Raw genomic sequence first — 25,100 nt, 5'->3', positions numbered from 1 at the left:
AGTAAATTTAACTACCTCAAAAAAAAATATTATAAAAAATTCAAAATCCGACACTAGTTGTCGGGAGTGCATCGTAGATTACTTAATAAACCTTTAAAATGTCCTGTTATGCGTTTAATTTTTGTTTTAATATTGCTTTTTGCATTTACAATGCCCTTAAAAGCCCAGTTGGTTTACAATGCCGAAAATGATTCTGTAACAATAGTACCCTATGATACCTGGTATGAGGTGTCGGGTCATTATATTGTCAAATTAATTCAAAGATCAGGAGCCAATTATTCATTTATGATTAAAGGTGAATTGTATTTGCTTGTAAAGTTAAAGCAACAACTTGATGATGGTAGCGAGTTCTATGATGTAATAGGGGGTAATAACCGGTTTCATGTTGTAGATACACATTTTGCACATGTAACCCATATTCATCTCGATAGAAAGCAAAAATATGTTTTGTTACTTGATGAGGAACATCCTTCTAAAACACTTTATATGGAGGTAGACACTATTCACCCGGACAAAGGTCGGTTTGATCCGGAGCATGCTGAATATGAATGATGAAAAAGTCAGCCCTTGTTTGTTTGGTTTTCTATAGCAATAATTACTTCCTGTCGCTGATTTTCTATTCTTTTGAGTATGCGGGCTAAATAAACGTCACCCAAATGATTCTGCAGTCAGCGCACTAATGGAACCGTTCAAAGTGATCATCCTGCGACATTCCTGTTTCCTGGTTGCCATGCTCAACTATCTGGTGCAACAACCGGTCGACCTGTAAACTTGCGAGCAATTTTATTTGTACATGTGGGTTTGCTTGCAAACTTTTAAGCAGGGCTTCATATCCGAAGAAATAAAAAAAGCCCACGAGAAACTTGAGTTTATCGCTAATGCCGATCAGCATATTTAAACGGCCTTTCAGCGTTTTTTGGGTTTTATTGTTGGTTATGAGGTTGTTGGTTGTGTTTACAAATAATTAAATATTCTGTTTTTTACACTGCTAATTATGTGGCTTGCTTTAGATGATTCTTCGGAAGATACCTGGTGTTGTAGGCTTCTGTGCCAGTGTTTTTCCACTTTGTTTAATCATTTACTAAAGTTTCGCACTTAACATCAGATTGACTTACTGAGATTTACATAAATCAACTTTGTTTTACCCTCGTGTATGTTCGCCGATAACTCTTTTGTTAATGCTATTTAACGAAGCATCGCGGCGATTTTCCATTTTTGCATAAATTATCTACCATAATATCGCCTCTAATGAGGCTTAAAAACTTCAGAAAGCACCGTTGGTTATTGAGCGCAGTCGAAATATAGGTGCGGAATTATGGTAGAATTGTATGCCTGGGTAAGACCCGAGCGCCGTTAGGTGCGGAATTATCATATTAACCAAAGAGCTGTTTTTTAATTGTTTATATAACTGCGAAACATCAGTCATTTAATACTCTGCTTCAATAATACTTTTGATAGATTCATCATCAATATTTAACCGAATTTTCCATCTGGCATCAAATGCACCATTGTCCGGGCCACCGGGTTCTAAAAGAATATAACGCTTGCCGGTTTGGGTTAATGCAAAATCAATAAATTCTTGTAGTTTCTTTTTGTTGAATAACTCAGCCAAGTAACCGATTCGCTTTATCAGTGATTGATTTTGATAAATTTTCGTGTATTCAATCATTTTTTCAGAATTGATATCTGCCTGGTGTAAAGCCCGCAATAAATCCGGCCAGTCACCAGCATAACGTGGTTGATCGAAACAATCGATTAACGTTGCTTCTTTATCGGTTATGACATAAGAATTTTGCCCATATCCCATTTGGATGGTTCCAATTCGTTTTTCCGGTTTTGTGTATACAAACTGAATGGTTGAACCCAAAACAGATGTATTCCTTTTCCGGTAATCAGTTTTAATAAATATTGTGTTGGGAAAACGGTCGGTAAGGTTATGGATATGCAAGGCTGACCAATAAGCAATGATTCCACCATGGGATATAAATGATGCCAATACATTGGGTTCGTTAAAGTTTGCTTTGCAATATTTTCCTTTTTCTAAACGGATGAGTACTCCCTTTTCAACCAGGTTCTCGAGTATTTCATTCAGGTTAGCGTAAGATTCATTCAATTCTTCCTCAATTTCACTGAGTTGAAAATACAATATCTCCTCCTCCTCAATTCGCTTTAGGAAATGAAGCTGATCTCTGGTGAGATTTCTCGATTTATAAACACTATCTGCCATTACATTTTGTGTATCAATAGGACCTAAAAAATGGGTCTTTTAGTTACATGAGATGTAAAGGTGAGATGTTTTATTTTTATAGCTACATTCTGGCGGCAATATTTATTTACTCTCTCAATTTAAACTTTTATAAGTTCTTTAAGAAGCAGCGCTTGTTGAAATTCTGCTACAGTTAAAGTTTTTTCCTTTACAGTAAGAGATCATGTTGCGGAAAATAAGTGGCGAAGCGTCTTTCGTAAATTTTTTTATGCTGTTTTCTTTCCGGTCAGTGATTCGTACAAGATCGCAGTCGCGGTAAATGCTTTTCATAATTGAGAAACCTGTCACTTTTTTGGCTGCATTGGGGGGTATGCGCAATTGCTTCTGTTCAATTCTTTCTTCGATATTTTTAATGCTCAACTGACGGGCATTGTATCTGGTGGCTTTTGACTTACCTGATGAAATACTGCTTTCGTCGACGGTGGTGAAAACCCGGTTTTGAAAATAGGTATGCACCACTCCGTTAATAATCAGGTGCGAGCGATTAAGTTCAATGACAATGTCAGTGCTGGTTTTATTGTGTACCCAAAAGCTACTATTCCCCGGTTCAGCCCAGAGATTATAAGTGACGCGCACATCTTCGTTTTCATACACCAAATTGTTATTCTGTTTGTCGACATCTTCTGATGCTGCGGTGCACATTTGGTAATAATTGTGAGGTATGCAGCTGGTAAGCATACCTAATAAAAGGATTTGAATTGAATGGTTTAAGATTCCCATTGTAGGAATTTGTTTTTACATTTTAAGATCATTTTGTTGATAATACTTATAATTGAGAAGTCTTAACCATTATTGTTTGGCGAAAATAATTTTTATTTAATTGCTATATTCTGCAATTTTCTTTTTAACATATGCTTTGAATGCTTCCGGACCAATAATTTGGATTTCACCGGGCAATCCCAGTACAAAACGTCCAATTCCTTCCCATTTATACACCGGGATTTTGAGTAAATAATGGTCATGTTTTTGGATGAGGTATTTTTCCGTGCCTGGAAACTCTTCTGTAAGAAGTAAAAAAGCTCTGTGGCTGAGTTCCATCTCGACTATAGTGCTTTTTTCGCCGGTCATGCCAAAGAGGTCCACTCCATAATTACCATACCTGGCCGTATAGCGGATACGTGTTTCTGTAAGTTCTACTTTTTCGATGCGTTCGGTTTTAAACTCTTTAATCATACCGTCTTCTACTTCCCAGGCCGCCAAATAACGGTTGTAACGGTACATGCGTATGGGCTCAACCAGGCGGTCGCGAACTGTACCACTGTTAAGCGACTGGTAGTTGTGTAGTATAACCTGTAATTTGTATTTCATGGCATGGTAAAGCAACGAAATGTTGTTGCTTACAGACTGGTCGAACACGGTTTCGGTGAGTTCCGGCATTTCGGCCATGGCATAGAGTTTACTCAATAAGCTCTGCTGCAATGGATGTTTCACTTGCTGGTTTTCGAGTGCAGTTTTAATCAACTGAGCCTCCTCCAGTGTAAATGTGATGAGGTCTTCAACCTGCATGCGGGTTTCATTAAGGGAGCGAATGCGGTATCGCCCCCGTTGAAACTCGATATTAAAACCAATGCTACGCAGTAAACTCAGGTAACGCTCTACTGTGCGGGCACTTACTTCAAAATCTGCTGCAATATCAGCTTTTGTGCAACCCAATGGCGCACGCAGCCGGGCAAGCAGTTGAAAAATGCGAAATATTTTCTGGTGTTCGAGCATTTTGTATGGTAATAATACTCAAATGTAACATTTTGCATTGGCTGTTGCAAAATTACTTAGGAATTTTGTGGTTTCACCAAAACAGCTACCCGTACTTGTGCTTCAGGATGCTCTTCAGGATTGATTTGTTGTACCAACGCTTCAAATGCGTCGTATCCGTTATTGAGCAACAAGGCTACAGCTTTATTGTCGCCACGCGGCACATAGCCCAGTTTGAAGTTTTCCATGTAAAGCGCTACTGCATGATCGTCGTGCCGATTTTCGGGTTCGGCTATCAGTTTAAGCTTTTTCCCGATTGTAAGATGCTTAAAAGCCAGTGCGCCTTCGTAATAAGTGAATCCGGCAATTTGAAAACTGGTCAGTAAATTACTTTTTTTCTCCATAATGTATGTGTTTTTCTTTTTCAAGGTTACGGAGGAAGTCCGACAATTAGTGTCGGTTGTAAGTGAAAAAAATAATTTTTGGGAAAGTGTTTTTGTGTAATGCTCGTAATATTATGTTATTGAGCGTATTAGCCGATTGGATTTTAAGTTTAATCACAATATTTTTAGTTACAAAGCAAAAAAACTTGACTTTTAAAATTTTATATACTAATTTAGCAATATAATAGAATCTTATATATAAATAAATCATGATATCAAAAGAGCTATTAAAGGGGTCCATAAAATCGATCATTTTAAAACTATTAAAGGAAAATGGCCGAATGTATGGTTATGAGATCACCCAAAAAGTAAAAGAAATTACATCAGGTAAGGTGCAGCTTACATACGGGGCACTTTATCCTATTTTGCACAAGCTTGAGAACGATGGTGTAGTGACAACCGACAAGGAGACTGTCAATAATCGTACGCGTGTGTATTACAAACTCACTGAGAAAGGGCATAACTCTGCAATGGAAAAGATTAAAGAGCTGCAGGAATTTGTGGATACACTTTCGAATATCCTGAAACCTGATTACGGACTCAATAATTCGTTATGTTAACCGAGGCACATATCAGTGTAATTGAAAAGGATGTTGTGCAAGCAAGAATCTTCTATTCGCATCTGAAGGAAGATTTGGTTGACCATATCTGTTGCGATGTGGAAAGCGAAATGGAACAGGGCTATAAGTTTAATGATGCATATAAAATGGTGCAGCAAAGGATCGGCTACAGGGGGCTGAAAAAGATCCAGGACGATACCTTTTATTTAATCGATAAAACTTATAGAATTATGAAAAACACAATGAAAGCAACCGGACTCATTGCGCCGGTTTTAATGGGATTTGGCTCCCTGTTTAAAGTCTTCCACTGGCCCGGTGCCAGTGTGTTGTTAGTACTGGGGTTTTTAACTCTGTGCCTGGTTTTTCTGCCTACTTCGGTATACGTGCTCTACAAAGAGACCCGAAGTAATAAAAATGTGCTGACTTACCTTACCGGATTTATTGCTGCTTTTGCTTTCGCGCTTGGTGTGCTGTTTAAAGTTCAGCATTGGCCGGCATCAGGGATTTTACTCGTAGTAGGTGAATTTATGCTGATTGTATTGTTTTTGCCTGCCTTACTTGCACAAAGCATACGTAATGTCAGCGATCGGCTTCATAAAGTATCCATAATTATTGCTTTTTTTGCTGCTGGTATTCTTGCTGCTGGTTATCTTTTCAAACTTATGCACTGGCCCGGTGCGGCCATGTTTTTGGTGGTAGGTAATGTTTTTTTGTTTCTTATTGCTGTGCCGCTTTACGGTACGCATATTTTGAAAAGCAAGACGTATATCACTGGCCGGTTTATTATGTTGATGCTGGGGGTGGCCTGGCTTGTTTTATCTGTAAACCTCATTTCTGTCAAGGTTTCCCGGAATTTAAGTCAAAGCTACAATGGACAATTCAGTGAACTGTTGCATGGGAATAAATTATTGAAAGAATCAAATAGTTTATTTCTTGAGAAAAACCAATTCTCAGATGCCACGAAAGCTCAAAAATTACATGCTGGTACAGCCTCTGTTTTAGAGACAATTGATGGGCTTAAGAGCGACCTTGTAATGTTTGACTCAGGCGTAAGGCCCGAGGCGGGTTTAAACTCAAAGCCGTTTTTGCATTATTTGAAAACACCCTTTAGCCATGATTTGGTAAGAAAATACATGCTGGACAAGGATGCCGGTAGTGGTGAAGGTTACGTCCTTCAGGATGAACTTAAACAGTATTTGAGAGAAATGGATGCACTTTTGCCTGCGCACGATCTGAATCCCATACTGGAAGAATTTTATAATGATGTTGCAGAAGATACCTGGCCATCGCACCACTTTTCTAATTCGTTGGCATACACGCTTGAGTATCTCACACTTTTACAACAAAAATTGCTAATGCTGGAGTCTGCCTATCAGTCAGTAATACTTGATATTGATGCACATGCTGTTGCAGAAGATGTTTCACCTCAAAAACAGTCGTCATGAAAAAAACAACTCAAATTATAGGTATACTCTCCATCATTTTTGTTGGAGCAGGCTCACTGGCCAAAGCACTTCATTGGCCCGGAGCAGGTTTTGCACTCGTTGCAGGCCTTGTATTACTTGCTCTTGTTTTTGTTCCGCTTGCCCTTGTCAATAATTATAAAGCAGTTAAGCCGCCTACCGTAGTTTTTCATAGTGTTGTGTTGCTTACAGTTTTAATTCACTTTGTTGCTGTTCTGTTTAAAGTGATGGGCTGGCAGGGAACAGACATACTTATGCTTATTGCTTTTCCATTTCCTTTTGTGGTGTTTATACCCACGCTGTTGTGGTATACAAGGAAATATAAGCTTATTACACTGCAACAAACCATTATTATTCTGTTTTTTATGGCTTATTTGGGTATTAGCAATGCTTTTCTTGTTGTTGATTTTTCGAAAGATTTAATTGAGGAAAATATTTCTTTGGAGAAAGAGTTTCAGGCACACCAGGAATTTATAGAGTCAATAAATCAATTGCAATATACGGATGTTGATGAAAAGGAGACTCAGCGCTTCGGATTTGCTGAACAGTCCATTAGGCAGGTTAGGTCTCAGCTTTTAAATACAGATGATAAACGTTTTATGAGCCAGTCTGCGGGAGCTGGATTTGAAAATCTTACTAATAAAACCAGTTTCAGTGCATCATATTCCCGATTGATTTCGGCTGAGAAATACGTTACAGAACTTAAAGAAAACATAATGGCCTGCTATCTTGCCGCATTACCTCAGGAAAGTCAACAGTTTTTATCGGAAGGGGATCGGAGCAAGGTTTCAGATTATGTGTATAAAATGCTTTTCCCCAACCCAAAATTGTGGACCTTAACTAACCTGACTTTTATGACTTCGCAATTAGAGCTTCAGAAATATGTTTTTCTAAAACACAGGTCTATAAAACCCCCTGAATAAATAGCCTCGCACCTTATTGCATTTATTAGGCTCAGGTAACCCGGTAATTCACCGGGTTGCTTTTTTTTATGCAGATGCCAATTTTTTATAGATGGGGGGCACAAAATCTTTAAAATAATATCAAAACAATGCCTCGTGGAATCTTGTTGGACTTTACAGAGTGTGTTAATTGTTGTGAATCAAAAATTTAAAGCTATGAAGACTATAGATAAAGAAAATCTTAAAAAGAAATTAGACCAAAATGCAATTACTTTAATCGAAGTGTTGAGCAATGAGAGTTATGAAAAAGAGCACATAAAAGGTGCTGTTAATATCCCATTGGAAGAAATAGGGCACAAAGCTAAAGCACGTTTTAATAAGGATGAACCCATAGCAGTTTATTGCTCGAATTTTGATTGTGGCGCCAGTCCGGCTGCGGCTAAAAAGTTAATCGAAATGGGATTTGAAAATGTGTATGACTACCAGGGGGGTAAGCAAGACTGGAAAGATGCAGGATTACCAATGGCGTAACAGTTAAGTTGTATTTGGAATTACGTAATAATTAAAAAAAAAGATACGAATGAAGTTAAAGATTATCAGCGACATAAAAAAAGGAAAAGAAAACATCATTGTTTATGGACTCAAGCTGGCACGCTACCTTGAATGGGAGGTGGACATTATTCATATGGTCGATCCACGAGCAGAACACGGAGTAGCCAGTACCTACTCCGATTCTCAGACCATCACCCCTGGTCGAAAAATGACACCTGATGAAATTATACAACGTGAGATAAATGAAAATCAGTCGGCTTTAGATAACTTGATTAGTGGTGAAGGAAGCCGGTTAGACTATCCCCTGAAAATAAACAGTGTAGTTGAAGAAGGGGCAATAAATGCAAAATTGCGCAAAATTGGGCAGGATGAAGATACCGGCCTGATTATGGTAAATTCAGAACTTGATAATAATGTATTGTCATCGCAGAGTGAGCTTTTCGATCTTATGAAGATTATTCCTGCACCATGGTTAATTGTGCCGTCAGGACACCAATTCCAATCTTTTAATCATATGATGTTGCCAGCTGAGTTTTTAGAACTCGATTCGCCACAATATCCGAAAATATCTTTCATCCTGAAGCATTTTAATTCACGGATAGAAGCAGTGGATGTAGTGAAAAAAACTTCAGGAGAGCTGGATAAAAAAACCGCAAGCTGGATTGAGAGTGCCCGCGATATTTTTACAGCTTCCACACTGGAAGCAAAAGAACTGGAAGGTGTTGACTACAATAAAACATTGATTGAATATGTGAAGAAGACGAGGCCCGATCTGTTATTACTTCTAAAAAAGGAGAAAAGTATATTCGAACGCTTGTTTAAAAAGGATTTATTGAAAGATTTGATCGAAAAGACCAATCTTCCATTGTTATTTTATAATAGCCATTAAAATTTGCGGTTACTGTTTTTACGCTTAAGCATTCTGAAATGTCCTATAATTCGAAACTTACCTTTGCTGTTGATGATATAAACTCCGAGCAGGATCAGCGCCATAAACAGTAGGTGCACAGGCAAAATAACTTCACCGTCAACTACGCCCCATCCAATGGCAAATACAGGAATAATGTAAGTTACAGATGAGGCAAACACAGGAGGTACATGTCGAATTAAGCTGTTCATGAGTAGCATGGCCAGCGCTGTGCCAATTACACCTAAAACCATCAGAGCCATCAAATGGTAACCCCAACCTTCATGCGTAATAGCTGTGCGAATATCTGTTGTGAGCAGATATCCCAGTGCAACGGGCAACAAAAACATAAATGATAAACTTGTGATTTGTATGCCTGAGAGGTGCGATAGACGTGCCTTTATCTCATTCATGTTGGTGCCATAGCATATGGTGGCAAGGACTACAAAAAATGCATAGCTGTTAATGTTGCTGAGGTCCAGGTCTTCTCCGGTAGCAATAAGTCCGGCAGCTCCCATAAGTCCGAGTATTAATCCTATCACCTGCATCCTCAGGATTTTAATTTTATAAAATGCCAGCCCGATGAACAAAGTGAACATTGGAGTGAGCGAGTTAAGCATTCCTGCCATGGAACTGTCTATGCGGGTTTGGGCTTTTGTAAACAAAAATGCAGGTATGAAACTACCAATAAATCCAGCTATTAGTAAGCTTTTCAGGTCTTTGCGTTTGAGTTGTTTGATGTGTCGGAGCGATAAGGGTAGCAATGCCAACGAAGCACTCACTATGCGAATGGCCGCAGCTTGCGGACTGGTAAAGCTTTTAAGACCAATTTTCATTAAAATGAATGAACTGCCCCATACAAAAGCCAGTAAAATTAGTGTTGCGTATTGTCCCCAGCGTTTTTCGAGATACATGGATTATTTAAATTTAAAGTTCGAAGTTAATTATTTCTGATCCACTTTGGTTTAGAATGCTGATTTTTGCTCATTATTGTACCATTTCGAACATTCAATGTTTTTCCCATACGACGTTATTCATTAGTAGCATCAACCATCATTCACAAAGTATAATGCATCACAATTTCTATGGATAAACTTTTTTGTGTTGAATTTTTCCTGGTTTCAAGATAAGCTCATGAGTTAGAAAAAAGTGGGCTGTTCACCAGCGTGCAATTTTTTGGCTGAACTGGCATTGAAACAGCTTTTTTCATAAATTACCTGGAATTTGATAAATTGTAGTGGAACCTAAAAAATTATATTATGCAATTTCAATACAAATGGATATGGACTTTTACACTTATCGTGTTTTTTTCGATAAGTGCACAGGAAACTAAAGCCTGGCCGGGTAAAATCGTCAGCTCTTATAAAACGCCCGGAAACATAGCAACGGGACTAACCTTCGATGGAGAATTATTATGGGTGGCCGATCGTGCAGCAAAAAAGCTTTATGGCCTTAATCCGGATAACGGAAAAGTAAAAAAAGAGCTTGAATCTCCGGCCTACTGGCCGATGGGCATGACATGGGATGGTGAGGCGCTTTGGAATGTCGATGTAAAAGGAGGACTTCCGCTTAGTGAAAACTATCATGGAGTTGCTTATCGTATCGACCCGAAAAGCGGTGAAGTACTGCGCACTGTTAAACTTTCCGTTAGCAAGGCACAGGGGCTGGCATGGGACGGTCGCTACCTCTGGGTGGCCGATGATGGACTTAATGTAATTGAGCAGGTCAATGCCAATGATGGAACCACCATAAAATCTTTTCCGTCGCCTACCCTCAATCCGAACGGGATGACCTTCGATGGAAAGTATCTTTGGATTTCTGATCGCTACCGTGATGAAATTTATATGGTTTCGCCCCGCGACGGATCTGTCATACAAATTCTGGAGGCTCCGGGACATTATACACATGGCCTTGCCGTTGCCAACGGACACTTATGGGCAGCAGATTCTGAAGCAGATAAAATATTTAAACTCATAAAATCAGATAAAGACCGTTACAGAAGATACAACCCGAAAAAAGTGCGTGTAACACATACACACGAGGCAACCAATTTTGGGCCAGGTATGCTTACTGATCTCGATATACATCTTGCAATACCCACTGATCGCCCGAATCAGGATATTGAAGGTGAAATAGACTACTCAGATGGTATGACCGATAAACCTGAGGATCACTGGGGGCAAAAAACAGCTCATTATGAGCAACAAAATATTGAACCTGGTTCGCGTTTTAAAGCGCAAATGACGGTTGATGCTACATTGTACGAGGTGCGTTACTTTATTGACCCTGCCAATGTGGGTGATTTGGAAGATGTGCCCGAAGACATACGTAATCGATATCTTGCCAATAATGAAAAGTATCAGTTCGACCATCCCATCATAACCAGGGCGCTTGAAACTGCCCTTCAGGGCGAAACAAACCCTTATTGGATGGCGCGCAGGCTTTTTAATTATTTGATTGACCATATGTACTATGAAATGGTAGGTGGATGGAATACAGCTCCTGCTGTACTCGAACGTGGAAATGGTTCATGCTCTGAGTATACTTTTACTTACATTGCCATGTGCCGCGCAGCAGGAATTCCGGCTCGTTATGTCGGGTCTGTCGTAATACGCGGCGATGACTCCAGTATGGATGATGTATTCCACCGTTGGGCAGAAATTTATTTGCCAGGGTACGGTTGGATTCCGGTTGATGCCAGTCGTGGTGATAAGAAATTATTACGCGATCAGGCCAGTTCGTTCGGTTACCTGGCCAACAGATTTGTTATTACCACACAAAGTGGAGGTGGCTCAGAAACCATGGAATGGACCTATAACTCCAACGCTTTCTGGAAAACAGAGCCTAAAACTTATGTGGTGACCGATCATTATGCTGATTGGAAGCCCGTATCAGAATAAAAACAGAAATTAGGGGTTGCCCCATCCTTTTTGAGCTTTATTGTGCCCGGGGTGGGGCATTTTTTATAAAATTATTCGAAGTCCCGCAGAGAAGTCAATGCGGCTGAGGCCGATTTTTTCTTCGTCTTCTTCAAAGGTGTAACTGTCTGTGTATTCATTGCTTTCTATCTCAACGGAGCTTATGGTGCCACCCACAAACCCGATATGTGCCCCCAGGAACAGGTTTTCGAGTAGCTCTATGTCCAGCCCAAGGCTTAAATTAAATCCTATGTTTTCGCCTGTGGTAGTTAGTTCAAATGTATCAACCTTTGCTATATCTTCATATGAAGTATACCCGAAACCACCAGACACTATTGCCCAAACTTGTTCGTATTTGCTTTTGATGTAAAATTGTGGGCCTAAATATAAAATGGTAATGTGATCACTCATGGTACCGTAAAACGTGCCAACGTCTTCTATACTTAATTCAACACCATCCATGCTGTTTGAGCTCTGGAAACGGCTGGCATGAATCCCAATGCCTGCATTTTCTGAAAAGAATATACCAATATCGCCTCCCAAATGGTAGCCCTTTTTCAGCTCTTCGACATACGATTTGAACTCATCAGGTGTATATTCACTTACCTCACTTGTTTGACGAGATATACCGCCGTAAAAGCGGGCAGTGAATTTTACGGTATCTTTATTTGTTTTGGTGTTCGCACTTGCGATGTTGTGGTAATAGCCCAGTTCAAACGTTTTGATTTTGCTCTTGGGTAGTACGCTGTCTCTTACCACTTTATTTGATGCATAAGTGAAGGCTATTTGTTCAAATCCTTCCTGGTTGATGTTGCATTTAATGGAGTCATTGTTTTCTGTTACAATGAGGTCTTGCGATAGTAAACCCAGCGATATTATTAAGAAAAGGAGGGTGGTAAAATAAGTTTTCATTTGCGTGTTGTTTTGTTTTCAGTCTCAAAAATACAATATTTCACCACACTCACAAATCATTGTTAAATTAATGCGACTCAATAAATTTTTGAGTAAAACTATGTGTGCCGTTTTTCCAGTGTATAATGTACAATCCGGCTGGTAATTCAGGCAAAGGCTGTTGTTTTTTGTTTATTTGGCCTTTGTGCACAATATTTCCACCAAGGCTGTAAATATAAATCATGCCTGTGGGGTTGTTTACCTTGAAATGTATTGTCTGAGACTGTTGATTTACAAAAAACGGATCTTCGATTTTATTGTTGAGCATAGCAGCTGCACTTGTGGTTGTGTCACATATAGGGAATTGGTATTCGGCTACAGTGCCGAAAACCTGCTCCTCCGGCACATAAAAGGCTGTGGAATCTCCGAAATTATATCCTCCGCTGTAGTAGCCATTTGTGAGGAAAATAATTCCAAATTGCTTTGCTTTTTCGAAGTACATATCGCTTATCAGTCCGTATGCCTCGCCCGGATGACCTATCATGGTTGTTTCTGGTAGTACAATGTCTCCATTGGCTGTATTGGTAGTAATTTGCATGCCGAGACCCCATTGGTTAAAAAGATTGTAATAATTGTTGCCGTTTGAGCCGTTGTAGGTCCAGGTAGGTTTATGCATCAAATCAATGGTTGCTTTTTGCAAAATTTCTATATTTTCCCATTGGCCTTCATTGGCATGCATAGACATAAAATGCATCAACTCTTCGGCTGTAATGCGCAGTCCGCCTTGTGGGGCAAACACGAGTCCATTGGAGCCAATTGTATAGGAGGTGCTATCAAATGGTTCAGGTGGTGTGCCCTGGTAATGATCTGCCTGCGGAACAGCGTTTCTGTACAAAACAGCCACGCGATTAATATCGGGGAGGTGGTCAATATTGAAACTTCCGCTTATGTTAAGCGGCGTTAAAATTGAGTCGCGAACAAAACGGTCGAAGCGTTGACCCGAGATTTGCTCAATGAGCGTGGCTATAAGGCCAAAGTTAATGTTGCTGTAGGAAAAGTAGGTGCCGGGGACGGCATTAAGCCACATGTCGTTCGTATAGTAAGAACCACCAATTGTCAGTAATTCAGAGATGTGGGGAGGGGGTGTTTCATTGTATGTGGATGATAAAAAGCTGCTATAGCCTGAACCATCAACTAAACCTGATGTATGGGAGAGCAGCATGCCAAAAGTTATGCTGTCATCGGGATAATTAGGGTTTTGGATATTAAAGTCAAGGTAGTTATTAATGTTGTCCTCTAAAGCAAAATTATCATTTTCAAAAAGTTTCATTAAAGCCGATGCTGTTACAGTTTTTGAGATGGATGCAATGCGAAAATATGTTTGGTCGGTAACTGCTATTTCCCGGTCAATATCTGCTAGCCCGTAATAAAAGCGGTCGCTGATTGCTCCGTTGCACATCACAATAACCGACATGCCAATTAACTGCTGCTCCTCTGCAATGTTTTCAAGTGTTTCTTGGTAGTTTTGTGCTTGATGTTGAGCGAAAACGCACACCACCAGCGAAAGTGTCAGGAAAAACTTCATAGCTGAATTTTTTCCTAAGATATGGTTAAAATATTTCCTGTAAAAATAATCTGATAGCAGCGGTAGATTATTCATGCGTTGAGGTAAAAAAAAAAGAAGGATTAATTGAATAATCCTTCTTTAAATGAAATGTTGCAAATTGATTTTATTGTAAAGTCCATTCATCATTGCCCGGCAATGAATAGCTGTCTTTTGGGTAGTCAATATCTTTGCGGCGGTACTCGTAACGGGCAATCAGGTCCATAACTTCGTCGTCTTTTGCTCTTTTCTTTTTAATGTGTTCGGCCAATATGGGGTTGCTGTGGTGGAGCTTTTCATCTGCTTCTTTCAGCTCTTCAATCATTTTGTCTCTAATACGCTTGTATTCTTCCAGGTTAACCTTTTTAACCGGCTCAACAGGAGGCGATTCTACCTTGAGTGGGTTGATGGGCTGCCCGTTTTTCCAGAACCTGAAATCGAGGTGTGGTCCCGTGGCCAATCCACTCGCGCCAACATATCCAATTACTTCGCCTTGCTTCACGTGTGATCCAACCTTAATTCCTTTTCCATAACGAGAAAGGTGCAGATAAGCTGTTGTATAAACACTATTGTGCTTAATTTTAACAACTCTGCCGCCTTGTCTTGTATATTTCTTTTTTACAACAACACCATCACCGACGGTATGCACAGGAGTTCCTGTTGGTGCTGCGTAATCGATACCTGTGTGTGGCCTGTAAATTTTCAGTACCGGATGCAGCCTTCTGTAGCTGAAGCCAGATGATATACGACTGTAGCGCAGTGGAGCTTTCAGAAAAGTACGACGTAACGACTGACCGGTAGAGTCAAAATAACTCTCTATGCTATCTTGATTGAAAGAGATGGCATAGAAATCTTTGTTTCGGTGGTTGAACAGAGCTGAGTGAATTTTACCAATTCCCACGCGCACCGTATCGACATACTCTTCTTCATATATCACAGAAAAGTGATCGCCTTTTTTCAACCCGAAAAAGTCGATGCTCCATGCATAAATCTCAGATAATTCTATTGACATCATGGGGTCAATATCGTATTCTAGCATTGCATTCCACAGGTTGCTTTCAATGAAACCACTCGCAATGCGACGCACAGTAGTAACTTCCTTTTTGCCTTTCGATACCTTCACTGAATCACTGAGGTCAATTTTTATGTAATCGATTGGCGTGTGCTCATAAACAAAGTATTGTGCCGAAGTGTCCTCGCTACAAAATACGCTGTAATTTTTTCCGTGCCTTATTCTTCGTACATCGAATACTTCTTTCTCATGTGCGATTTGTTCAATGGCCTGGGGCGAAACTTTATAATCTGACAAAATTTCTGACAAATTTTCATTTCTCCTGATTCTGCCCTTTACAACCGTAAATGAATCGACCGGTATGCCATATTTAATCACAGGCTCTGGTTCCGGTGGCACAGGGAGCACTTTGCTCTCCTTCTGGTTGGGCTGGGCCTGAAAGGGCATGCTTGAAATAAGGAGCGTAATTATGCCTCCGCCCAGTAAAACAAAAATTATGTACTTGAGTAAATTTTTTCTCATATAGTTTGATTTTGAACCTCTTGAAACTGCTTATTATCCACGTATGTTTTCAAATCCTTTGCCATAAGTTCCCATTACAGATGCAACAGAAATAAAGGCATCAGGATCAATGGATTTTATAATTCTGAGTACGTGAGGCATTTCATGCTTCCGTGTCACAACCAGTACAATTTTGCCGGGTTCGCGTGAATACCATCCCTGCGCATCAAGTAGTGTCATGCCACGGTTGATGTGTTCGTTAAGTTCTTTTGATATTTCTTCGTAATATTTTGAAAAGATGAAAATTTGTGTCGATTGTCGGTTACCGGCCATAATCATGTCTATAGACCAGGCCACAATTGCCATTGTCACAAATCCATAAACCAAACGTTCGACAGAATCGAATACAAAATAACTGGAAGAGATAATGACAACGTCGAAATATAAAATTAGTCTGCCGGGGCTAATGTTCCGGTATTTGTTAATAATCATGGCAAAAATGTCAGTTCCACCAGTGCTTCCGCCCTGGTTAAAAACAATTCCGATTCCGGCACCAGCCAAAAGTCCGCCAAGTACTGCCGAAAGAAAAATGTCATCTACAAGGGGCTCTTTAATAAGTCCTTGCAAAAGCGAAAGAAATCCACCCAATACCAGTACACTAAATATGGTTTTTACACCAAAACTTGCTCCCAGAATTCTGATGGCAATTAAAACCAGCAGAATGTTGATGATTAAATAAACCACACCTACTGGTATCCCTGTCATGTAAAAGATGATTGTGGAAATACCGCTCAATCCACCACCAATAATCTTGGATGGAATAAGGAATGCAGTCCATGCAAAGGCATTAATGAAAAGGCCAAAGGTCATGATCACCCATCTGCGCATTTCTTTTAATACATCCTGCTTTGTAGTTCGTAATGGGAACGCCCTGAACATATTGCTCTCTTTTTTATAGTGCAAAAGTCATAAAACCTTGCTGATTAACAAGTGATTTATGACTTTGTTTTTCAAATGAAATGTTAAACTACAATATTGATGATTCTTTTGGGCACAATAATAACTTTCCTGGGTGTTTTACCATCGAGGTATTTTTGCGATTTATCGTGGTCGAGTACTGTTTTTTCGATTTCATCTTTGCTGGCGTCGGCAGGTAAGCTCAGTTTAAACCTGGTTTTGCCGTTAAAAGAGACCGGGTACTCAATTTCGTCCTCTTTTAGGTATTGCTCATCGTATGCGGGAAACTTAGCATCCACAATGGTACTGTTATGGCCACTGATTTGCCATAACTCTTCAGCTATATGCGGCGCAAACGGACTGAGCATAACGGTTAGTGGCTCAAGTATTGCACGTTTGTGACACTTTAGGTCTGCCAAATCGTTTACACATATCATAAATGCACTAATGGCCGTATTGTAAGAAAACCGCTCTATGTCGTGTTCGATTTTATGAATGGTTTTGTGCAGTATTTTCAGCTCTTTTTCATTTGGAGCCTCATCGTTTAACAGGAGTTTGTCTCCTTCAAAATATAGGCGCCAGAATTTTTTCAGGAAGCGATGCACTCCGTCAATACCTTTTGTATCCCAGGGTTTGCTTTGTTCAACAGGTCCAAGGAACATTTCGTAAAGGCGCAGGGTGTCTGCGCCATAATGGGCGATAATATCGTCGGGGTTCACCACGTTAAACATCGATTTCGACATCTTTTCTACCGCATAGCCGCAAACATATTTACCATCTTCGAGGATGAATTCTGCATCTTTGAACTCGGGTCGCCATTTGCGAAATGCATCCACGTCAAGCACATCATTATCCACAATGTTTACATCTACGTGAATTGGTGTTACATCATATTGTTTTCGAAGGCTGTATGATACAAACTTGTTTTCGCCTTTTATGCGATAAACAAAGTTTGAGCGTCCCTGAATCATTCCCTGGTTGATGAGTTTCTTGTAAGGTTCCTCTTTCTCGACAATACCAATGTCGTAAAGGAACTTGTTCCAGAAACGTGAATAAATCAGGTGGCCTGTAGCATGCTCTGTTCCGCCGATATACAAATCTACATCCTGCCAGTAGCTGTTTGCTTCTTTCGAAACAAGGGCTTCGTTGTTGTGTGGGTCCATGTAACGGATGTAATAAGCCGATGAGCCTGCAAAGCCTGGCATTGTATTGAGTTCAAGCGGGTATCCTTCTTCTGTGGTCCAGTTTTGTGCCCTGCCCAAAGGTGGCTGACCATCTTCTGTTGGCAGGTATTTGTCTACTTCCGGAAGCTCCAGCGGGAGTTTATCTTCTTCGAGTACATAGGGCATGTCGTTCTTGTAGTACACCGGGAATGGTTCTCCCCAGTAGCGCTGGCGGCTGAAAATTGCATCGCGCAGTTTGTAATTGGTTTGCTTCTTGCCAATTCCGGATCTTTGTATGTGATCAGTTATTTTAGTGATTGCTTCAGGTACATCAAGCCCGTTGATGATGTCTGAATTGATGAGTTTACCCTCTTTGGCATCATAGGAGTCATCCCAGTTTGCCGGGTCCGATTCACTGTCGTTATGGCCTACCACAACCTGTTTAATCGATAGTCCGAAGTGTTTGGCAAATGCAAAGTCGCGGCTGTCGTGTGCCGGTACAGCCATTATGGCTCCTGTACCATATCCCATCAAAACGTAATCAGCGATCCAGATCGGAATTTTTTCATTCGTAAGTGGGTTAATACCGTAGGCACCAGTGAATACTCCGGTGATGCTTTTTGAATCGGCAATGCGCTCACGTTCATTGCGGTTAAGCGCCCATTTTATGTAATCTTCTACTTCCTGTTTTTTATCTGAAGTAGCTATTTCACGCACCAATTCGTGTTCAGGAGCCAATACCATAAATGTTGCTCCGTAAAGTGTATCGGGGCGGGTGGTGAAAATTTCCAAACTATGGTCGTGCCCATCTATTTTGAAGTCTACTGCTGCACCCGTACTTTTGCCGATCCAATTGCGTTGAATCTCTTTTAAAGAGTCGCTCCAGTCAACTTTTTCCAGTCCCTGTAATAATCGTTCTGCATATGCAGAGACTCTTAATGACCACTGGCGCATGGTTTTTTGCACTACCGGATGTCCGCCACGTACCGATACACCATCTTTAACTTCGTCGTTGGCTAAAACAGTACCGAGCTCAGGGCACCAGTTTACCACGGTGTCTGCCAGGTAGGCTATTCTGTAACTTAATAAAATTTCTTGCTGCTCCTTTTCAGTCATGGCTTTCCACTTTTCAGCCGTAAAACTATCGACGGGAGAAGCTGAGGCTTTAACTTTGTGGTTGCCAGACTCATTAAATTCTGCGATAAGTGTTTCTATTGGTTCAGCTTTTTGGGTTTGTTCGTTGAACCAATGTTGAAACATTTGTATAAATGCCCATTGTGTCCATTTGTAATAATCGGGATCACAGGTGCGCACTTCACGATTCCAATCAAATGAAAAACCTATTTTGTCAAGTTGCTCACGGTACCGCTTAATGTTGTTTTCGGTTGTGATGGCAGGATGTTGTCCGGTTTGGATGGCATATTGTTCTGCCGGCAAACCATAAGCATCGTAGCCCATTGGATGCAATACATTGAATCCTTTTTGCCTTTTAAAGCGGGCATAAATGTCAGATGCGATATATCCCAAAGGATGCCCCACATGTAGTCCGGCTCCTGATGGATAGGGGAACATATCGAGCACGTAAAACTTAGGTTTACTTTTGTCAACTTCAACCTTGTAGGTGTTGTGGTTACGCCAGTAATCCTGCCATTTAGGCTCTATCTTATTAAAAGAGTATTCCATTTGATTGAATTAAATTTTAACGCGGCAAAATTATAAATATTCGTTTGATATACAAAGAAGATGTTTCGTGAAATGCAATAGTATAAAATATTGTAGGACAGGTTTCTATTTGGGGTAGATTGTAAAACAGGAGAATTGTAAAAATATTCGGGGTTCTTTAATGGCGTTTTAATTTATTTACAATGGACTGGTATGTAGTTTTTAATTATCGTCATCTTTTTGATTAATCGATGTTGTTGTTTTTCTGCTGAATTTTTCGTATCTATGACAAGATAGATGTTTAACTGCCCTTCAATAAAATTGGTGATATGGGGAAACAACTTAGAACTACTGATGATTATACGATTTTCAGGGATCTAACAGATGAAGATCGTGTTTATGCGGTTCATAAAGATGAAGTGGAGAATATGAAACGTGTAAAAGACCGTTATGCTAACGAGACTGTGCCCGATGAAGTCACTGTAAAGGCTTATCCTGTGGCACATCTCAGGGTTAGAAATAATGTAGTAATGGATTATGATCTGGTGAGTGATCGGCCTGAAGAGGTGCAGGTCAATGTTTTGGATAACTACATTGTTGAGGTATAGTTTTTCTAACACTTAACATTGGCAAACTTGTAGGATTTTTACAGGTTAATTTGTTTTTTTGTGTCAATTTTATCCATAAATAACTCAATCAATAGTCATGAAGAAAATTATTTCTACAATTCTAATCATACTGGCGAGTGTCAACTTGGTTTCAGCCACAACAGATAAATCCAATGATACGCTGGTGATAGGCTATTACCCGTCAGCCCCATTTATTATTGAAAACGGCGACAAACTGGATGGTATCAGTATTTGGTTATGGGAAGGTATTCAGCGGGAGACCGGATATCCTTACAAATTAAAAAAAATGACGCTTGATGAGGTAGTTAAAGGCCTGGCGCAAGACGAAATAGATATGACTTTAAATCCACTTACGATTAATAGTATACGAAGTGAAGTAATGGATTTTTCGGCTCCTTATTATATTTCGAATTCATCGGTAATGGTGCATTCTGTGAGCTCTTTCGAGAAGGGATTGCAATTTATCAGTTCATTTTTTTCACTGAATTTCTTGAGGGCTATAGGCGCATTGTTTCTAGTGGTTTTTATTTTTGGCACACTGGCCTGGATTTTTGAACATCGCAAAAATCCTGAAGAATTTAAACCCGGAATCAAAGGCTTGTGGAGTGGTATTTGGTGGTCGGCCGTTACAATGACTACCGTAGGATATGGCGATAAATCGCCACGTACTAGCGGCGGTAGAGTAATTGCTCTGATATGGATGTTTGCTGCCATTATCATTATTTCGGGTTTCACGGCTTCTATTGCATCTTCACTAACGGTAAATCAACTTAGCTGGAATCAGAATAAAATAAAAGATTTTAAAGAAAAAAGAATTGCGGTAATTGATAACTCTGCTACGCAGGTGTTCTTAGAACAACGTTTTTTTAAAGAGTTATACCCTTATCAAAGCCTTAAGGCTTGTGTAAAAGCTCTTGGAAAAGGGGAAGTGGACGCAGTATCTCACGATGTTCCACAGCTTACTTATATTTCCGGGTTAGATTCACTTGACCGTTTTGATGTATTGCCGATTCGCTATAATCCTCAACTTTATGCTTTTGGTTTTACCGAGCAAATGCCCGAGTATAAAAAAGAGTTGATAAGCAATGAGCTTCTAAAGGTTATCGAAAGTACTGATTGGAGGATATTGCTTAGTGAGTATAACCTTGAACAGGAATAAATCAACGCTTGTTTGATCGTTGTTTATTAGCATCCAGGTCTGTTTGTCTTGAGGTTTGATTTTTATTAGAATTTTGTTTGTTTTATAAGTCTCTGTTTTGTAGTGTTTTTGAGAGATTATTTGTTTTCCGTAAATAGTTCTGTGTGATTCTATTTAACAAAATATCATGTTTTTTGGTTCCTTTTTTTTATATTGCAAACAACAAAGCCAGTAATTTATGGCTTAAGCAATGAGATTGTTACCACTGCTGGATGGCTAGAGAAAAAGATACATATTTAACTGCGCAAAGAATTAGAGGCAAGAATACTGTTGGCCGGGATGTAAATTCTCTTGTTGGCCATGATCATTTTTTGTCTGCTGAAGCTTTAACCACTATCGAATCAATGATCAATATGCTTCAGGCTATTGACAGTAGCGCTGCATACATTATTGTCCACTCTAACAGTAAAGAAGGTTTTGTAATCGATAAAGCTTTTTTACCAGATGACCAAAAAATGACAAATGGTTTTAACCATCATCAACTGCAAGGTAAAAGTTGTTTCGGGCATAATGTGGTGGAAAATTTTTTTAGGCCGGAACTGAGAAAAGCTGAGGGGTTGAGAAGTTTGAAGTGTGAAGCTTTTCAGACGCTTGTGGAATGGTTTGAAAATGAGCAATCAGATGTTTTGTTATACAGCGCAAGGGTAGCAGAAAAAGATGCTTTTTGGGTAGGTTTAATAAGCCTGTCAGGTAAAACCTCTGAAAAGCAGTTAAGCTTATCAGAAAGTGCAATGGAGAGTTTTCGGGGATTAATTCAAACCCATTTGACCAGCTACAATGCGGATAAGCACATTGGCGGAAACAAAGAGCTTTATGATAAGGTGCTGAATAATACGACTGAGGGTATAATTGTTATACAAAATGAACGAATTGTATGGGGGAACATCGCAACACAAGAAATATTAGGTTATCCGGAAAATGACTATTCCGATTCACTCTACACAATGATTGTTCCTGAAGATGTTCCAATAGTCAAAAAACGTTACAAAGAAATTATAAACGGGAAAACTATTGAGAGTTTTGATATACGAATTGTCAACCAAAAGCAGGAGTATCTATGCCTTTTAGTAAACGGGACTATCATAAATTATTATGGGCAGCCTGCTGTATTGGCGTTCTTGCAGGATATTACCATGCGGAAAAAAGCAGAAGAAGCGCTAAAATTATCGGAATCGCGCTATCGCCTGCTGGTAAATAAGTCTACCGATATATTTGTAGAAATTGACGGGAATGGTAATCAATTATTTATTAGCCCTGCGGCGGAGAAGCTTACAGGTTTTACCCCGGAAGAACTAAAACGGCCTTTCAATGAGGTTATTCATCCCGATGATATTGATGAGGTTTTGAAGCATTGGAAGATTGCCCTGGAAAATCAGGACCAAACACATTTGATGGAATACCGGCATATTCATAAAACCAAGGGATATATTTGGGTGGAAGCCCATGGCCAAAGCTTTTTACATGACCCTGATATAAGACGTGTGTTTACTTTTGTCCGGGATATTTCTGATAGAAAAGAGCTGGAATTAGAGGTGCAAGAGCAACAGGAGCTGTATGAGATGATTACAACCAATGTCAGTGATGTGATTTGGATTTATAATCTTGCACAGATGAAGTTTACATATATCTCACCATCGGTAGAGCGACTGAGGGGGTATACAGTTGAAGAGGCTATGGCGCAAACACTTTTTGAGTCACTTGCGCCAGAGTCCATAGATCTTGTGAAGGAGCGCATTGAAGAAGGTTTGAAAACCCTGGAGAAGAATCCCAGGGCATTGATTGAATCAACCGAAGAACTTCAGCAACCATGTAAAGATGGTAGCCTGGTTTGGATTGAAGTCTCCACATCAGTGAGAGTTAATAAAAAAGGAGAGCACGAGATCCTGGGTGTGTCAAGAAATATTCAGGATAGAAAAATGGCAGCAAAGGCGCTGTTTGAGAGTAAAGAACGCTATCGTAAGTTGATACAAAATATGGAAGAGGGCGTGCTGCTGATTAATAAAAAAGGAGAAATTGTGTCATCAAATGATGCAGCTGAGCGGATTCTAAATATCAATCCTTTGACCGGAAGGGACATAGCGCATTTTCGAAATATGGTTGTTTATGAAAATGGAGCACCCTATTCCCTGGATAAGTACCCTCTGAAAAGTGTTCTGGAAACTGAAGGCGCTGGAAATAATTCCATATTGGGTGTGAGACTTCCCGACGGGGTCACCTGGCTGAAAATTCATTCCGATACATTTGATTTGGGTGATAGTAATGATTTGCATGTGCTGGTTACATTTACTGACATCAGTAATCTGAAACAAAAGAACCAGAAGCTTAAAGAATCTAATGCCACCAAAGATAAATTTATCTCCATAATGGCCCATGACCTGAAGTCTTCTTTTAATGTAATAATGGGTTATACGGAACTTCTTAAAGAAACCAGTCTTGAACATGGTATAGCCTCTGTTGAAGAAATGGCCAGCCTTACACATAATTCAGCCATTCATACGCTTGGCTTGTTAAATAATTTGCTCGATTGGTCAAGGGCCCAGACAGGTCACATCAAATTCAATCCTGAGATAATTGATCTCGACCGCCTGCTTGATAGTGTGCTGATCATGCAGAACGATATTGCTCAGAAAAAGTCTGTCAGCCTTTTGGTGGATATAAAAGCCTGCAAGAAAGCCTATGCTGATAAGAATATGATGAGTACTATTCTGCGAAATATCATTTCGAATGCAATTAAGTTTACCAATGCGGGTGGGACTGTCAGGATTGTTTGCGATAAAATAGGAGACGTCTTGCAACTAAGGGTGCAGGATAATGGCGTGGGAATGGATAAAGAAAAAGTTCAGTATCTTTTCTCCTCTGAAGATGTTTCGTCTACACCCGGTACCGACGGTGAGATGGGGACAGGCCTGGGTCTCAATGTGAGTAAGGAGTTTGTTGGTTACCATCAGGGTCGAATATACGCAGATAGTGAAATAGGCAAGGGAACAACTATTTATTTAGAAATTCCCATGCCAGATGTATCATAATTTTTGCGAGTTGTCGGTTATTAATCACTCATTTTTAGATTCCTTTGGACATGTACGAATTCCAAACAGAGGGTAAAGTCCACAGAATCCGGTAATGCTGGTTATCAGGAAAATACCTGCGACTACTAACAATATAATTCCGATTGTTCCGGTTACGACTTCCATGAAATATAAAGCCACTAAAATTGCAGCGATTATCACTCTGATAATCCGGTCTGCTGAACCCATATTTTTTTTCATAATTTTACGATTTAATGTGCTTAACTAATAACAATAAATCGGTATGTTTAGTTTATTTTTATTTTGAACATTAATTTAGAAGTAATGAAATATTTTATATTGCAAATTATTAAAATAAGGTTTTGGCTGGGTATAATAGTATTAGGCTTGCTCTATACAGCTTGTGGATACACCGGCTCAGGGAATCTTGAGCTACCAGCTGCAGCTGAAGGGAGGTCTGTTGTTTCGCATTCAGGTTACACTTTTCAGTATAATGAGTCAACCGAACAGGCCGATTGGGTTGCCTATGAGCTCACACGCGATGAATTGAATGGGGTTGTTGAGCGTACCAATAATTTTAAACCCGATCCCAATGTATCAACAGGCACAGCAAGGGATGAGGATTATTATAAATCAGGTTATGACCGCGGACATTTAGCTCCTGCAGCAGATATGACCTGGAGTGAGCAGGCCATGACAGAAAGCTTTTACTATAGCAATATGTCTCCCCAGTATGCTTCGTTTAACAGAGGTAT

General features: G+C 39.8%; 23 protein-coding genes. 11 read left to right on the top strand and 12 right to left on the bottom strand.

The genetic code is table 11. The features are described from left to right. Nucleotides 1-108 precede the first annotated feature (108 nt). The gene (locus VJ937_RS06250; protein WP_324066033.1) at nt 109-552 is read left to right on the top strand and encodes a hypothetical protein; all 444 of its coding nucleotides are present in this window, start codon (nt 109-111) and stop codon (nt 550-552) included. A gap of 124 nt (nt 553-676) precedes the next feature. On the opposite strand, the gene VJ937_RS06245 is transcribed toward VJ937_RS06250, so the two are convergent. The 5 genes from VJ937_RS06245 to VJ937_RS06225 form a co-directional block, all read right to left on the bottom strand. After that, nucleotides 677-892: a hypothetical protein gene (locus tag VJ937_RS06245; protein ID WP_324066032.1), complete on the bottom strand. Its 216-nt coding sequence runs from the start codon at nt 890-892 to the stop codon at nt 677-679. Between the two features lie 534 nt (nt 893-1,426). Then, entirely contained in the window at nt 1,427-2,227 is an 801-nt protein-coding gene (locus VJ937_RS06240; RefSeq protein ID WP_324066031.1) for a hypothetical protein, read from the bottom strand. A gap of 138 nt (nt 2,228-2,365) precedes the next feature. After that, entirely contained in the window at nt 2,366-2,986 is a 621-nt protein-coding gene (locus VJ937_RS06235) for a hypothetical protein (RefSeq protein WP_324066030.1), read from the bottom strand. A gap of 96 nt (nt 2,987-3,082) precedes the next feature. Next, nucleotides 3,083-3,979: a helix-turn-helix transcriptional regulator gene (locus tag VJ937_RS06230; RefSeq protein WP_324066029.1), complete on the bottom strand. Its 897-nt coding sequence runs from the start codon at nt 3,977-3,979 to the stop codon at nt 3,083-3,085. A 56-nt stretch (nt 3,980-4,035) separates the two neighbouring features. After that, nucleotides 4,036-4,362, bottom strand: a complete 327-nt coding sequence (locus VJ937_RS06225) for an HIRAN domain-containing protein (protein WP_324066028.1) — start codon at nt 4,360-4,362, stop codon at nt 4,036-4,038. Nucleotides 4,363-4,610: 248 nt separating this feature from the next. Between VJ937_RS06225 and VJ937_RS06220 the strand changes: the two genes are divergently transcribed. From VJ937_RS06220 to VJ937_RS06200, 5 genes are all read left to right on the top strand, one after another. Continuing rightward, nucleotides 4,611-4,961 carry a PadR family transcriptional regulator gene (locus tag VJ937_RS06220; RefSeq protein WP_324066027.1) on the top strand — a complete coding sequence of 117 codons (351 nt, stop codon included), beginning with the start codon at nt 4,611-4,613 and terminating at the stop codon, nt 4,959-4,961. Next, nucleotides 4,955-6,406: a GldL-related protein gene (locus tag VJ937_RS06215; RefSeq protein WP_324066026.1), complete on the top strand. Its 1,452-nt coding sequence runs from the start codon at nt 4,955-4,957 to the stop codon at nt 6,404-6,406. The genes VJ937_RS06220 and VJ937_RS06215 overlap by 7 nt, the downstream gene beginning before the upstream one ends. Beyond that, nucleotides 6,403-7,347, top strand: a complete 945-nt coding sequence (locus tag VJ937_RS06210) for a GldL-related protein (RefSeq protein ID WP_324066025.1) — start codon at nt 6,403-6,405, stop codon at nt 7,345-7,347. The genes VJ937_RS06215 and VJ937_RS06210 overlap by 4 nt, the downstream gene beginning before the upstream one ends. A 195-nt stretch (nt 7,348-7,542) precedes the next feature. Continuing rightward, on the top strand, nt 7,543-7,857 hold the full coding sequence (locus tag VJ937_RS06205) for a rhodanese-like domain-containing protein (RefSeq protein ID WP_324066024.1): 315 nt from the start codon (nt 7,543-7,545) through the stop codon (nt 7,855-7,857). A 49-nt stretch (nt 7,858-7,906) separates the two neighbouring features. Beyond that, on the top strand, nt 7,907-8,767 hold the full coding sequence (locus VJ937_RS06200) for a hypothetical protein (protein WP_324066023.1): 861 nt from the start codon (nt 7,907-7,909) through the stop codon (nt 8,765-8,767). Here VJ937_RS06200 and VJ937_RS06195 read toward each other — a convergent pair. Beyond that, nucleotides 8,764-9,699: a DMT family transporter gene (locus VJ937_RS06195; RefSeq protein ID WP_324066022.1), complete on the bottom strand. Its 936-nt coding sequence runs from the start codon at nt 9,697-9,699 to the stop codon at nt 8,764-8,766. The genes VJ937_RS06200 and VJ937_RS06195 overlap by 4 nt on opposite strands. A 345-nt stretch (nt 9,700-10,044) precedes the next feature. Here VJ937_RS06195 and VJ937_RS06190 point away from each other — a divergent pair, with 345 nt between their 5' ends. Further along, nucleotides 10,045-11,685 carry a transglutaminase domain-containing protein gene (locus VJ937_RS06190; RefSeq protein WP_324066021.1) on the top strand — a complete coding sequence of 547 codons (1,641 nt, stop codon included), beginning with the start codon at nt 10,045-10,047 and terminating at the stop codon, nt 11,683-11,685. A 63-nt stretch (nt 11,686-11,748) separates the two neighbouring features. Here VJ937_RS06190 and VJ937_RS06185 read toward each other — a convergent pair whose 3' ends face one another. From VJ937_RS06185 to leuS, 5 genes are all read right to left on the bottom strand, one after another. Beyond that, nucleotides 11,749-12,615, bottom strand: a complete 867-nt coding sequence (locus VJ937_RS06185; RefSeq protein WP_324066020.1) for a hypothetical protein — start codon at nt 12,613-12,615, stop codon at nt 11,749-11,751. A 67-nt stretch (nt 12,616-12,682) separates the two neighbouring features. Continuing rightward, complete coding sequence (locus VJ937_RS06180; protein WP_324066019.1) at nt 12,683-14,179, bottom strand: serine hydrolase; 1,497 nt, start codon at nt 14,177-14,179, stop codon at nt 12,683-12,685. Between the two features lie 145 nt (nt 14,180-14,324). After that, the gene (locus tag VJ937_RS06175) at nt 14,325-15,731 is read right to left on the bottom strand and encodes a peptidoglycan DD-metalloendopeptidase family protein (RefSeq protein WP_324066018.1); all 1,407 of its coding nucleotides are present in this window, start codon (nt 15,729-15,731) and stop codon (nt 14,325-14,327) included. A 33-nt stretch (nt 15,732-15,764) separates the two neighbouring features. Continuing rightward, nucleotides 15,765-16,649, bottom strand: coding sequence for a YitT family protein (locus VJ937_RS06170; protein ID WP_324066017.1), 885 nt, complete (start codon nt 16,647-16,649; stop codon nt 15,765-15,767). An 83-nt stretch (nt 16,650-16,732) separates the two neighbouring features. Then, nucleotides 16,733-19,513 carry a leucine--tRNA ligase gene (gene leuS / locus VJ937_RS06165; protein WP_324066016.1) on the bottom strand — a complete coding sequence of 927 codons (2,781 nt, stop codon included), beginning with the start codon at nt 19,511-19,513 and terminating at the stop codon, nt 16,733-16,735. A 308-nt stretch (nt 19,514-19,821) separates the two neighbouring features. On the opposite strand from leuS, the gene VJ937_RS06160 reads away from it, so the two are divergent. From VJ937_RS06160 to VJ937_RS06150, 3 genes are all read left to right on the top strand, one after another. Next, the gene (locus tag VJ937_RS06160; RefSeq protein WP_324066015.1) at nt 19,822-20,100 is read left to right on the top strand and encodes a hypothetical protein; all 279 of its coding nucleotides are present in this window, start codon (nt 19,822-19,824) and stop codon (nt 20,098-20,100) included. Between the two features lie 97 nt (nt 20,101-20,197). Beyond that, a complete protein-coding gene (locus VJ937_RS06155) occupies nt 20,198-21,280 on the top strand; it encodes a transporter substrate-binding domain-containing protein (protein ID WP_324066014.1) in 1,083 nt (360 codons plus the stop codon). 251 nt (nt 21,281-21,531) lie between these two features. After that, nucleotides 21,532-24,345 (top strand): PAS domain S-box protein, encoded by a 2,814-nt coding sequence (locus VJ937_RS06150; RefSeq protein WP_324066013.1) that lies wholly within the window; start codon nt 21,532-21,534, stop codon nt 24,343-24,345. Nucleotides 24,346-24,369: 24 nt separating this feature from the next. Here VJ937_RS06150 and VJ937_RS06145 read toward each other — a convergent pair whose 3' ends face one another. Beyond that, nucleotides 24,370-24,585, bottom strand: a complete 216-nt coding sequence (locus VJ937_RS06145; protein WP_324066012.1) for a DUF2892 domain-containing protein — start codon at nt 24,583-24,585, stop codon at nt 24,370-24,372. Between the two features lie 84 nt (nt 24,586-24,669). Here VJ937_RS06145 and VJ937_RS06140 point away from each other — a divergent pair. Then, a partial coding sequence (locus VJ937_RS06140) for a DNA/RNA non-specific endonuclease (protein WP_324066011.1) occupies nt 24,670-25,100 on the top strand: 431 nt, incomplete at its 3' end.

It is taken from the genome of Salinivirga sp. (assembly GCF_035268865.1).
In the GTDB taxonomy this organism is placed as follows: Bacteria; Bacteroidota; Bacteroidia; order Bacteroidales; family Salinivirgaceae; genus Salinivirga.
This window is presented reverse-complemented; position numbering and strand designations above follow the sequence as displayed.

What these genes read in the sequence shown, in the direction of transcription:
- VJ937_RS06205 (WP_324066024.1), top strand. Translation starts at nt 7,543, where the DNA reads ATGAAGACTATAGATAAAGAAAATCTTAAAAAGAAATTAGACCAAAAT.
- VJ937_RS06220 (WP_324066027.1), top strand. Translation starts at nt 4,611, where the DNA reads ATGATATCAAAAGAGCTATTAAAGGGGTCCATAAAATCGATCATTTTA.
- VJ937_RS06240 (WP_324066031.1), bottom strand. Translation starts at nt 2,227, where the DNA reads ATGGCAGATAGTGTTTATAAATCGAGAAATCTCACCAGAGATCAGCTT.
- VJ937_RS06175 (WP_324066018.1), bottom strand. Translation starts at nt 15,731, where the DNA reads ATGAGAAAAAATTTACTCAAGTACATAATTTTTGTTTTACTGGGCGGA.
- VJ937_RS06245 (WP_324066032.1), bottom strand. Translation starts at nt 892, where the DNA reads ATGCTGATCGGCATTAGCGATAAACTCAAGTTTCTCGTGGGCTTTTTT.
- VJ937_RS06225 (WP_324066028.1), bottom strand. Translation starts at nt 4,362, where the DNA reads ATGGAGAAAAAAAGTAATTTACTGACCAGTTTTCAAATTGCCGGATTC.
- VJ937_RS06155 (WP_324066014.1), top strand. Translation starts at nt 20,198, where the DNA reads ATGAAGAAAATTATTTCTACAATTCTAATCATACTGGCGAGTGTCAAC.
- VJ937_RS06200 (WP_324066023.1), top strand. Translation starts at nt 7,907, where the DNA reads ATGAAGTTAAAGATTATCAGCGACATAAAAAAAGGAAAAGAAAACATC.
- VJ937_RS06185 (WP_324066020.1), bottom strand. Translation starts at nt 12,615, where the DNA reads ATGAAAACTTATTTTACCACCCTCCTTTTCTTAATAATATCGCTGGGT.
- VJ937_RS06195 (WP_324066022.1), bottom strand. Translation starts at nt 9,699, where the DNA reads ATGTATCTCGAAAAACGCTGGGGACAATACGCAACACTAATTTTACTG.
- leuS (WP_324066016.1), bottom strand. Translation starts at nt 19,513, where the DNA reads ATGGAATACTCTTTTAATAAGATAGAGCCTAAATGGCAGGATTACTGG.
- VJ937_RS06210 (WP_324066025.1), top strand. Translation starts at nt 6,403, where the DNA reads ATGAAAAAAACAACTCAAATTATAGGTATACTCTCCATCATTTTTGTT.
- VJ937_RS06215 (WP_324066026.1), top strand. Translation starts at nt 4,955, where the DNA reads ATGTTAACCGAGGCACATATCAGTGTAATTGAAAAGGATGTTGTGCAA.
- VJ937_RS06180 (WP_324066019.1), bottom strand. Translation starts at nt 14,179, where the DNA reads ATGAAGTTTTTCCTGACACTTTCGCTGGTGGTGTGCGTTTTCGCTCAA.
- VJ937_RS06230 (WP_324066029.1), bottom strand. Translation starts at nt 3,979, where the DNA reads ATGCTCGAACACCAGAAAATATTTCGCATTTTTCAACTGCTTGCCCGG.
- VJ937_RS06170 (WP_324066017.1), bottom strand. Translation starts at nt 16,649, where the DNA reads ATGTTCAGGGCGTTCCCATTACGAACTACAAAGCAGGATGTATTAAAA.
- VJ937_RS06150 (WP_324066013.1), top strand. Translation starts at nt 21,532, where the DNA reads ATGGCTAGAGAAAAAGATACATATTTAACTGCGCAAAGAATTAGAGGC.
- VJ937_RS06160 (WP_324066015.1), top strand. Translation starts at nt 19,822, where the DNA reads ATGGGGAAACAACTTAGAACTACTGATGATTATACGATTTTCAGGGAT.
- VJ937_RS06235 (WP_324066030.1), bottom strand. Translation starts at nt 2,986, where the DNA reads ATGGGAATCTTAAACCATTCAATTCAAATCCTTTTATTAGGTATGCTT.
- VJ937_RS06250 (WP_324066033.1), top strand. Translation starts at nt 109, where the DNA reads ATGCGTTTAATTTTTGTTTTAATATTGCTTTTTGCATTTACAATGCCC.
- VJ937_RS06145 (WP_324066012.1), bottom strand. Translation starts at nt 24,585, where the DNA reads ATGAAAAAAAATATGGGTTCAGCAGACCGGATTATCAGAGTGATAATC.
- VJ937_RS06190 (WP_324066021.1), top strand. Translation starts at nt 10,045, where the DNA reads ATGCAATTTCAATACAAATGGATATGGACTTTTACACTTATCGTGTTT.